Source organism: Actinophytocola sp. (assembly GCF_035712165.1).
In the GTDB taxonomy this organism is placed as follows: Bacteria; Actinomycetota; Actinomycetes; order Mycobacteriales; family Pseudonocardiaceae; genus DASYTH01.
In genome coordinates this window covers 1-9837 of record NZ_DASTBH010000043.1, presented here as the reverse complement: position 1 = coordinate 9837, position 9837 = coordinate 1, and the positions used below count along the sequence as shown (strand labels likewise).

At 69.3% G+C, this 9837-nt stretch carries 10 protein-coding genes; 8 read left to right on the top strand and 2 right to left on the bottom strand.

Going from position 1 to position 9837, the window contains the following annotated elements; translation table 11 throughout:
• Positions 1 to 472, bottom strand: a 472-nt coding sequence (locus VFO68_RS02260) for a LacI family DNA-binding transcriptional regulator (protein ID WP_325156430.1), incomplete at its 3' end; no start/stop codon positions are given.
• Between the two features lie 385 nt (positions 473 to 857).
• Between VFO68_RS02260 and VFO68_RS02255 the strand changes: the two genes are divergently transcribed.
• The 4 genes from VFO68_RS02255 to VFO68_RS02240 are packed head-to-tail and all read left to right on the top strand — an operon-like array spanning position 858 to position 5713.
• Positions 858 to 2120: a sugar ABC transporter substrate-binding protein gene (locus tag VFO68_RS02255; RefSeq protein WP_325156429.1), complete on the top strand. Its 1263-nt coding sequence runs from the start codon at positions 858 to 860 to the stop codon at positions 2118 to 2120.
• Positions 2121 to 2123: 3 nt separating this feature from the next.
• A complete protein-coding gene (locus VFO68_RS02250; RefSeq protein WP_325156428.1) occupies positions 2124 to 3095 on the top strand; it encodes a sugar ABC transporter permease in 972 nt (323 codons plus the stop codon).
• A gap of 55 nt (positions 3096 to 3150) precedes the next feature.
• Complete coding sequence (locus VFO68_RS02245) at positions 3151 to 3960, top strand: carbohydrate ABC transporter permease (protein WP_325156427.1); 810 nt, start codon at positions 3151 to 3153, stop codon at positions 3958 to 3960.
• Between the two features lie 55 nt (positions 3961 to 4015).
• Positions 4016 to 5713 carry an amylo-alpha-1,6-glucosidase gene (locus tag VFO68_RS02240; RefSeq protein WP_325156426.1) on the top strand — a complete coding sequence of 566 codons (1698 nt, stop codon included), beginning with the start codon at positions 4016 to 4018 and terminating at the stop codon, positions 5711 to 5713.
• A gap of 19 nt (positions 5714 to 5732) precedes the next feature.
• On the opposite strand, the gene VFO68_RS02235 is transcribed toward VFO68_RS02240, so the two are convergent.
• Positions 5733 to 6749: a LacI family DNA-binding transcriptional regulator gene (locus VFO68_RS02235; protein ID WP_325156425.1), complete on the bottom strand. Its 1017-nt coding sequence runs from the start codon at positions 6747 to 6749 to the stop codon at positions 5733 to 5735.
• Between the two features lie 203 nt (positions 6750 to 6952).
• Between VFO68_RS02235 and VFO68_RS02230 the strand changes: the two genes are divergently transcribed.
• The 4 genes from VFO68_RS02230 to VFO68_RS02215 all read left to right on the top strand — a co-directional run.
• Entirely contained in the window at positions 6953 to 8161 is a 1209-nt protein-coding gene (locus VFO68_RS02230) for a sugar ABC transporter substrate-binding protein (protein WP_325156424.1), read from the top strand.
• Positions 8162 to 8202: 41 nt separating this feature from the next.
• On the top strand, positions 8203 to 8433 hold the full coding sequence (locus VFO68_RS02225) for a hypothetical protein (RefSeq protein WP_325156423.1): 231 nt from the start codon (positions 8203 to 8205) through the stop codon (positions 8431 to 8433).
• A gap of 18 nt (positions 8434 to 8451) precedes the next feature.
• Positions 8452 to 9114: a sugar ABC transporter permease gene (locus tag VFO68_RS02220; RefSeq protein ID WP_325156431.1), complete on the top strand. Its 663-nt coding sequence runs from the start codon at positions 8452 to 8454 to the stop codon at positions 9112 to 9114.
• An 11-nt stretch (positions 9115 to 9125) separates the two neighbouring features.
• Positions 9126 to 9837: carbohydrate ABC transporter permease (locus tag VFO68_RS02215; protein WP_325156422.1), on the top strand; the 712-nt coding region annotated here is incomplete at its 3' end.

Here is a 9837-nt window from a genome sequence, read left to right as displayed (position 1 = left end):
TGTCGACCCAGCAGGTGCCCTGCGGATGGGCCGTGTGCCCGATCGTGACGAACGGCATCCCGGTCTGCCGTAGGCGGGTGACCCGCTCGTCCTCGAGCCGGATCTCCATCAGGACGACACCGTCCACCCGTCGCCCGCTGACGATCCGTTCGAAGGAGCGGTCGTGGTCCCCGCCGGACGGCGAGAGCAACACGTCGAGATCGACCCGGGCGGCGGCTTCGACGACGCTGGCGACGAAGCCGAGCTGTACGTCGGTCAGCCGCAGGCTGGCCGGCGGAATGACCAGACCGAGCGTGCGGGTCCGGCCCTCCCGCAGGCTGCGGGCGGCGGCGTTGGGCCGGTAGTCGAGCTCGTCGATGACCGCCTGGATGCGCCGGCGAGTGGGCTCGGAGACGAAGCGCTTGCCGCTGAGCGCGTACGAGACCGTGCTGCGGGACACGCCGGCCCGGCGGGCGATCTCGCCGATGTTCATCGCACCCTCACGAATCGGTTTCGGATTCCGCGTCGGTCGCGTCCATTCTCACCCGTCGGTCCAGCGGCGCCGGCCTCCGGGCGCACCTCCGTGGCGAATCGGTTCGCCGCAGCGTAGGGCTCGCGGGCAAGCGTGTCAATGCCTTCGGCGGTTGACCGCCCGTCGTGGAAGGGTCCGCTGCCGACCGTGGAAGCAGTCTTGACCCTCGACCGGAGTTGAGCCTATCGTTCCGTCGAACCGATTCGGCGAATCGGTTCGTTCCAACGTCCGGCCGACCTCTCGCGTCCGACCGGGAGCACCCATGACGGCGGCCCGCCGGTCCGGCGGCGCCGACACTTCGGGCCGGACGCCGCCACTCAGACCGAGGAACCTGGAAGGGCCTCCCATGAAGACTTCCGCCAGGACGCGGCGCGCGATCGGCGCCGCGCTGGTCGCGGTGGCGGTGGCGGGCGGCCCGGCCGCCTGCTCGTCCGCCGCCGACGACGACAGTTCGTCCGCGGGATCCGGTTCGGGCACGTACGCGATCTGGGACCCGTACCCGCAGTTCAGCGACGACTCCGAGTGGGTGAAGCTGCTGCGCGGTTGCGGCACCGCCGCGGGCGTGACGGTCGAGCGGACCGGCTTCGACACCACCGACCTGACCAACAAGGCGTTGCTGGCCGCGCAGCAGGACAACTCCCCGGATGTTTTGATCATCGACAATCCGGTGATCTCGACGCTGGCCGAGGCGGGGGTGCTGACCACGACCGAGGAGACGAAGCTCGACATCTCGGCGATGGAGCCCAACCTGATCGCCGCCGGCCAACTCGGCGGCAAGACGTACGGCGTCCCGATCGGCGCGAACACACTCGCCCTCTACTACAACAAGGACCTGTTGACCGCGGCCGGCGTGGACGTGAACTCGGTGACGGACTGGCCGTCGCTGACCGCGGCGCTGGCCAAGGTCAAGGCGGCCGGCAAGAAGGGCATCACGTTCTCCGCGATCGGCACCGAGGAGGGCAGCTTCCAGTTCCTGCCGTGGTTCTGGGGATCGGGCGCGCAACTGACCACGCTGGACTCGCCGCAGTCCGTCGCCGCGCTGACGCTGTGGACCGACTGGCTGGGGCAGGGGTACGCGCCGAACTCGGTCATCAACAACACCCAGACCACCAGTTGGCAGGAGTTCGCCAGCGGGGACTACGCGTTCAGCGAGAACGGCACCTGGCAACTGGCCAACGCCGAGAAGCTCGGCTTCGCGTACGGGATCATCCCGATCCCCGGCCGGACGGGCGGCACCGCGCCGGCACCCACCGGTGGCGAGTTCGTGTCCATCCCGGTGCAGGGCCGCACGGAGCGGTACGCGACCTCGCAGAAGCTGGTGTCGTGCCTGACCAGCGCCGACAACCTGCTGACCACCGACACCACGCTGTCCTACGTCGCGCCGGTCGCGGCCGTACAGGCCAAGCAGGTGGCCGCCGACCCGAAGCTCAAGGTCTGGGTGGAGGCGGTGGGGGCAGCCAAGGGACGCACCAGCGACAACCTCGGCACCAAGTACCCGAAGATATCCGAGCCGCTGTGGACCGCGATGCAGGCGGCGCTCAGCGGCTCGAAGTCACCGCAGGAGGCGCTGACCGCGGCACAGGCGGCGGCCTCGAGCGCGACGAACTAGGCGATGACGCGCCATCCGTCGCCGGCGTTGGAGCGCCAGGGCGGGGCGGTGACCACCACCGCCCCGCCCGCGTCGCCGGGCCGCGGGCGGCGCCGTCGTCGCGAGGGCCGGTGGGCGGCCTGGGCCTTCCTCGCCCCGGTGACCATCTACCTGCTGCTGTTCTACGCCTACCCGCTCTACCGCAACGTCGAGCTGAGCCTGCGCGACTACACCGTCCGCTCGTTCGTACACGGCGGCGCCCCGTTCGCCGGGCTGGACAACTACCGGGAGATCCTGACCAATCCGACGTTCGGACCGGCGCTGGCGCACACGGTGGTGTTCACCGTGGCGTCACTGGCCTTCCAGTTCAGCATCGGCCTGGCGCTGGCCGTCTTCTTCCACCGGCACTTCCCGCTGTCCCGAACGCTGCGGGCGCTGTTCCTCGTACCGTGGCTGCTGCCCTTGATCGTGTCCGCCTCCACCTGGTCGTGGATGCTCAACAGCGACGCCGGCGTGATCAACGCCGCGCTCGGCGCGGTCGGGATCGAGCCGGTCAACTGGCTCACCTCACCGCAGTGGTCGCTCGCCTCGGTGACCATCGCCAATATCTGGATCGGCATCCCGTTCAACCTGGTGGTCCTCTACAGCGGTCTGCAGGCGATCCCCACCGCGCTGTACGAGGCGGCCGCCCTGGACGGCGCCTCCGGTTGGCAACGGTTCTGGCGTGTCACGTTCCCGCTGCTGCGACCGGTGTCGGCGATCACGCTGCTGCTGGGGTTCATCTACACGGTCAAGGTGTTCGACATCATTTGGATCATGACAAGGGGCGGCCCGACCGACTCGTCGACGACGTTCGCCACCTGGTCGTACCGGCTCGGGTTCGGCAACCTGCTGCCCGCCTTCGGGCCGGGCGCGGCCGTCGGCAACCTCCTGATCATCATGGCGTTGATCTCGGGCCTGCTCTTCATCCGGACGCAGCGCAGGCAGGCGTCATGACCGACCGCACCGGGCGGAGCGAGGGCCGGGAGGGCATGACGAAGGCGCACGCACCATGAGGGGCGCGGTCCGGACGACCGTCGCGGTGGTGCTGACGGCGGTCATGCTCTTCCCGGTGTACTGGATGATCAATGTGTCGTTCACCCGGGATCAGGACATGCGGGAGAGCCCACCGCACCTGTTCCCCACGGACGGCACGCTGGCGGGCTACCGCGCGGTGTTCGACCAGCAACTGCCGTACCTGGGCACCAGCCTGCTGGTCGGGCTGGGCACCGTGGCGCTGACCGTGGCTCTCGCCGCACCCGCCGGGTACGCGCTGGCCAAGCTGCGTCCGGTCGGCGGCGGCGCCCTCACCTTCGCGCTGCTGATCGCCCAGATGATTCCCGGGATCATCATGGCGATGGGTTTCTACGCCATCTACCTCAACCTCGGCGTGCTGAACACGGTGCCCGGCCTGATCCTCGCCGACTCCACGATCGCGGTGCCGTTCGGGGTGCTGGTCTTCACGGCCTTCATGTCCGGCATACCCGAGGAGCTCATGCAGGCCGCGAAGGTCGACGGCGCCGGGCCGCTGCGCACGTTCTGGTCGGTGGTCCTGCCGGTCAGCCGCAACTCCGTCGTCACGGTGTCGCTGTTCGCCTTCCTCTGGGCCTGGTCGGATTTCATCTTCGCGTCCACTCTGGACAACGGCGGCGACCACCGTCCGATCACGCTCGGCATCTACCAGTACATCGGCAACAACAACCAGCAATGGAACGCCATCATGGCCACCGCCGTCGTCGCCTCGGTACCGGCCACCGTCCTGCTGGTCCTGGCCCAGCGGTACATCGCGACGGGGGTGACCGCCGGAGCCGTCAAGGACTGAGGCGTACCCGCCTGCCCGAACCGAACCCGCTGAAGCGAGAAAGTGAGCTGCGCACATGGCCGTCGCCCCGTCCGGTCCGACGTTCTCCATCCAGGACGTCCCGTTCAGCTACCGTGGAGCCTGGATCGACATCTCACCGGTGGTGGCGGAGAACACCTACGCCGACGAGCTGCATCTGGTCTCGCACCAGACCGGCCTGCACCCCGTGCTCCGGTTCGTCCCGTCCGACCGCGGCGCGGTGGTCACGGCGACCGCGGCGCTGCTGACCTGGCGGCGCGGGACCGGCCTCGTCGAGTCGGCCTTCGAGGACGCGGGCACGATCCGGCTGCGCGGCGACGGCCTCGGGATGCGGATCGCCGCGGCCGCCGGCACCCTCACCCCGTTCAGCGGTACGTACCTCTACCGCGACCCGGTCGACGGCGCGTACGTGTTCACCTCCTACGAGACCGGCCGCCGCTACCGTCTCACCGTCCTGCGGGGCGACGTGGACGGGGCCACCGGCGTTGAGGCCCTCGGTACGGCCGAACGGTCCGTCACCCTGCCCGCCGACCGACCGTGGGAGGTCGCCGTCGAGGAGTACGACACGGCCCGCCGCCCGTACCGGCACACGATCGCGTTCGATGAGGTCCACCGCGCGGCGGCCACCGAGTTCGCCGCGTTCCTGGACGCGGTCGCGCCGTGGCGCGGCCCCGCGACGCCCGCCGCCGAACTGGCCGCGTACGTGCTCTGGTCGGCCACCGTCGCACCGGCCGGATTCGTCACCAGGCCCGCCGTGCTCATGTCCAAGCACTGGATGGACAAGGTGTGGAGCTGGGACCACTGCTTCAACGCCATCGCCCTGGCCGCCGGGCAGCCGGATCTGGCCTGGCACCAGTTCCAGCTCCCGTTCGACCACCAGGACTCCGCCGGTGCCCTGCCGGACTCGGTGACGCACTCGGAGGTGCTTCACAACTTCGTCAAGCCGCCCGTCCACGGCTGGGCGCTGCGCCACATCCGCCGGCGACTGCCCGAGCCGCTGGACCGGGCGGAGCTGGCCGAGACCTACCGTCGCCTGGCGCGGTGGTCGGATTTCTGGCTCACCACCCGGCTGGCGCCCGGCCACGCCCTGCCGCACTACCAGCACGGCAACGACAGCGGCTGGGACAACGCCACCACCTTCGACGGCCACCGCGTCATCGAAACCGCGGACCTCGCCGCGTTCCTGGTCATCCAGTCGCGCGAACTCGCCGAGCTAGCCACCGAGCTCGGCCGGCCCGATGCCGCCGCACGGTGGTCCGGTACCGCGGACCGGCTTCGCGCCGCGATGCTGAACGAACTGTGGGCCGGCGACCGCTTCACCGCCCGCAGCGCACACACCGGCGAGGCGCGGCAGAGCACCAGCCTGCTCGACCTCATGCCGATCAGCCTGGGCGCCGACCTGCCGGCCGACGTCAGCGCGGCGCTCGGGCGCGCCGTCGAAGCCCACCTGACCGCGCACGGCCTGGCCACCGAGCCGGTCGACTCACCGCACTACACCGCGGACGGGTACTGGCGCGGCCCGATCTGGGCACCCTCCACCGTTCTGATCGAGGACGGCCTGCGCCGCGCCGGCCACACCGACCTCGCCGACGACATCCGCCACCGCTTCCGCGCCCTCTGCGAGAAGTCCGGCTTCGCGGAGAACTTCGACGCCGAGACCGGCACCGGGCTGCGCGACCGCGCCTACACGTGGACCGCCAGCAGCTACCTGATCCTCGCCGCCCCCGTGGAGTAGGCGTAGCGCCCACGAGCCGTCACGCCGTCGCGGAACCGGACACCGGGCCGGTGGTGCCGCCGGGCACGAACACACCTGTGCGCAGCACGGCGGACAGCGGCGGCCCGCCGTCCAACTGCCGTAGCAGGTCTTCGACCGCGAGGCGGCCCAGCTCCATGCCGGGGGTGCTGATGGTGGTGAACGGCGGATCCCACATCTCGGCGAAGTCGGCCGAGCTCAACATGGACACGACCGACATGCGGTCGGGCACGGCCCGATCCAGCCGCTTCAGCTCCGCGACGAGGCCGGCCGCACCGGCCTCGTCCTGGATGATCACCGCTGTGGTCCTCGGCGCCTGGGCCAGAAGCTCGCGCGCGGCCTCGCGGCCGGACGCGACGTTCGACCGGCAGTACAGCACCACCGGATCGATGCCCCGCTCGGCGGCCAGGTCCCGGTAGGCACGCTCGGAGCGCACGTAGGGACCGAAGCCGGCGACACCCTCCTCGCCCCGGTCGCCGTTGACGAACGCGATGTGCCGGTGTCCCAGCTCGGCCAGGTGGTCCATGGCCGACCGCATCGAGGCGGTGATGTCGATGTCGACGTAGTGCAGCCCGGTGACGTCGCGCGTGCGGCCGATGAGCGTGAACGGGGTGTCGAGCTCGCGCAGTGCCTCCACCCGCGCGTCGTCGAGCTGCACCGACATCAGCAGGACCCCGTCGATGAGCTTCTGCCCGACGAGGGTGACCAGTTCGTTGCCGTCATTGCCCACCGGCCAGATCACCAGGTGGTGGTTCGCCTGCTTCGCCGCGGTGGCGGCACCGATGATGAACTCCCGGGTGGCGGCGCCCAGCCAGAGCCGGGAGAACGGGGTGACCACCGCGAGGATCTGGGTACGGCGACTGGCGAGCGCGCGGGCGACCAGGTTGGGCCGGAAGCCGAGTTCCGCCATCGCCCGTTCGATCCGCCGCCGAGTCTCGGGCATGACCGGTTTGGTGTTGTTGACCACGAACGACACGGTGGCGATCGACACCCCCGCCGCCTGCGCCACCTCACGCATGGTGACCGCCATTCGCGCGTCTCCGATCCTGGTCCGAACGAACATGTTGACAACCCGTCGGCTGGCTCCCACACTCTACCGCGAGCGAGGTATAGCGCTTAACCGCGATTCTCAACACAGCCGTCACCTCGTTGGTCCCCAGGCGGTTAAGCGCTATACCGCCGCGCGATCGAGTCGGCTAAGGAGCTGTACCGATGATGTTGATGAGAAGACTGGCTGCCGTCGCCGCCGTGGCGACCCTGGCACCGCTGACCCTTGCCGCGTGCGGCGGCGACGAGTCCCCGTCCGAGGAGGCGGTGGACAGCCTGACCGTCCTGGACTACTACACCGACGAGCCGACCACCTCTCAGGTCCGGGCCCTGCTGGAGAAGTGCGGCACGTCGATCGGGGTGGCGAAGATCGACCGAACGGCCGTACCCGGGCCGACCCTTATCCAGAAGGTGCTGCAACAAGCGTCGTCGAAGACGCTGCCGGACGTGCTCATGCTGGACAATCCGGATATTCAGCAGATCGCCGCCACCGGCGCCCTCGCGCCGCTGGACGACTACGGCATCACCACCGACGGATATGCGGCCGGTCCGGTGTCGGCGGCGACCTACGAGGGCAAGCTGTACGGCCTGCAACCGGCGGCCAACACCATCGCGATCTTCTACCACAAGGCGGTGCTCGCGAAGGCCGGCGTCGCTCCACCCACCACGTGGGCCGAACTGAAGGCCGCCGCGGCGAAGCTGACCGTCGGCGAGCAGTACGGCTTCGCGTTCAACGCCACCGCGGACTTCGAGGGGGCCTGGCAGTTCCTGCCGCCGATGTGGACCAACGGCGGCGACGAGACCGATCTCAAGAGCCCGCAGGTGGCCGAGGCCCTCCAGCTGTGGAAGGACCTGGTGGACAGCGGTTCGGCGTCCAAGAGCGTGGTCACCTGGAACCAGGCCGACGTCAACGACCAGTTCATCGCGGGCAAGGCGGCGATGATGCTCAACGGCCCCTGGCAGATCCCGAGCCTGCAGACGGCGAAGGTCGACTTCGGCGTGGTCCCGTTCCCGGTCAACACCCAGGGCCAGACGTCGACCGCACCTCTCGGCGGTGAGGCGTGGACCATTCCGCAGACCGGCAACGACGCCAAGATGCGTAAGGCGGCCGACCTGGTCAAGTGCATGAACACCGACGAGAACCAGGTGGCGCGCGCGAAGGACGGCGGCCTGGTGCCGACGAAGCTCGCGCTCGCCGACCAGTTTAAGACGGACGTCCCGGCGATGGGCGGCTTCGTCGACGCGGTGGCGGACGCCCGCGCCCGCACCGGCAAGCTGGGCGAGAAGTGGCCCGACACCGCCAAGGTGATCTACTCCGGCCTGCAACTGGTGCTGACCGGTCAAGCCGCTCCCGCCGACGCGATGGCCAAGGCCGGCGCCTAGCCCGGTTCGTCGTGGAGGCGTCCATGTCGGATCCCCAACCCGTGACTCCCGCGTCGGCCCCTCGGCCGGGCCGACGCGGGGAGAAACTCGCGGAGCTGCTGTTCGTTCTGCCGGCCGCGCTGGCCATCGCCGCCCTGTTCGGCTACCCGGTGATCAAGAACCTGGTCATGAGCTTCCAGGACTACAGCCTGCGGACCTTCTTCACCGGCGAGGCGCCCTGGGTCGGCCTGCAGAACTTCGTCGCGGTGGTCGAGGACGCGGTGTTCTCCTAGGCGGTCGTCAACACCGTCCTGTTCACCGCCGGCTCGATCGTCGGGCAGTTCGTCATCGGGCTGTCGCTGGCGGTGTTCTTCCACCGGAACTTTCCGCTCAACAGGTTGCTCCGCGCGCTCTTCCTGCTGCCGTGGCTCATCCCGTTGATCGTGGGCAGCACCGCGTGGCGGGCGATCCTGGAGCAGGACAGCGGGATCCTGAACGTCACCCTGGAGCGCATCGGCATCATCGACTCGCCGGTTCCCTGGCTCACCTCTCCGGACGTCGCGCTCGTCGCCGTGATCCTGGTGAACGTGTGGCTGGGCATCCCGTTCAACCTCACGCTGCTGTACAGCGGACTGCAGGACATACCGGCTGAGCTGTACGAGGCCGGTGCCCTGGACGGCGCCACCGGGTGGAAGGCGTTCTGGCGCATCACCTGGCCCAACCTGCGCGAGGTCGTCGGCGTCGTGCTGATGCTCGGCGTCATCTACACGCTGAAGGTGATCGACATCATTCTGGGCCTCACGGGGGGCGGCCCGGCCAACGCGACCGAGACCATCGCCACACAGTCATACGAGCGCTCGTTCGTGGAGTTCAAGTTCGGCGAGGGGGCCGCCCTGAGCAACATCCTCATCTTCATCTCGCTGGCGTTCGCGGTCGTCTACCTGCGTGCCACCCGACGCCGGATCTACGATTGATGAATCGACCGATGACCTCTCGCCGTTCCCGGGGCGCCGTCCGCACCGCGATCGCGATCGTGCTCCTGGCGCTGATGCTGTTCCCGGTCTACTGGATGTTCAACATCTCCCTGCAGCCCAGCGGCAACACGCTGTCCGCGACCTTCTTCCCGACCGACCCGACGCTGGACGGCTACCGGACCGCGCTGCGGGACCAGGGCGGGAACCTCATCACCAGCCTGCTGGTCGCGTCCGGCACCGTGGTCGTGACCCTCGTCGTCGCCGCACCGTGCGGTTACGCCCTCGCGCAGTTCAGGTTCGGCTGGATCAGCTGGGCCCTGCTGGCGATCCTGCTCTCCCAGATGATCCCCGGGATCGTGATCGCCAACGCCCTGTACACGCTCTACGAGCGGCTGGGCCTGCTCAACTCCGTGCCCGGCCTGATCGTCGCGAACGCGGCCAACGCGATTCCGTTCGGCATCCTGATCCTGCGCTCGTTCATGCTCGGCGTTCCGCCCTCGATCGTCGAGGCGGCCCGCGTCGACGGCGCCGGACCGATCCGTTCGTTCCTGTCGGTCGTGGTCCCGATCAGCCGCAACTCCCTGATCACCGTGGGGCTGTTCGCGTTCCTGTTCGCGTGGAGCGACTTCATCTTCGCGCTTACCCTGACGACGAAGGGCACCGTCGTTCCGGTCACCCTGGGCATCTACACCTATCTCGGCGCCCACGTGGACAACTGGAGCG

What these genes read in the sequence shown, in the direction of transcription:
- VFO68_RS02245 (WP_325156427.1), top strand. Translation starts at nt 3,151, where the DNA reads ATGAGGGGCGCGGTCCGGACGACCGTCGCGGTGGTGCTGACGGCGGTC.
- VFO68_RS02240 (WP_325156426.1), top strand. Translation starts at nt 4,016, where the DNA reads ATGGCCGTCGCCCCGTCCGGTCCGACGTTCTCCATCCAGGACGTCCCG.
- VFO68_RS02235 (WP_325156425.1), bottom strand. Translation starts at nt 6,749, where the DNA reads ATGCGTGAGGTGGCGCAGGCGGCGGGGGTGTCGATCGCCACCGTGTCG.
- VFO68_RS02255 (WP_325156429.1), top strand. Translation starts at nt 858, where the DNA reads ATGAAGACTTCCGCCAGGACGCGGCGCGCGATCGGCGCCGCGCTGGTC.
- VFO68_RS02230 (WP_325156424.1), top strand. Translation starts at nt 6,953, where the DNA reads ATGAGAAGACTGGCTGCCGTCGCCGCCGTGGCGACCCTGGCACCGCTG.
- VFO68_RS02250 (WP_325156428.1), top strand. Translation starts at nt 2,124, where the DNA reads ATGACGCGCCATCCGTCGCCGGCGTTGGAGCGCCAGGGCGGGGCGGTG.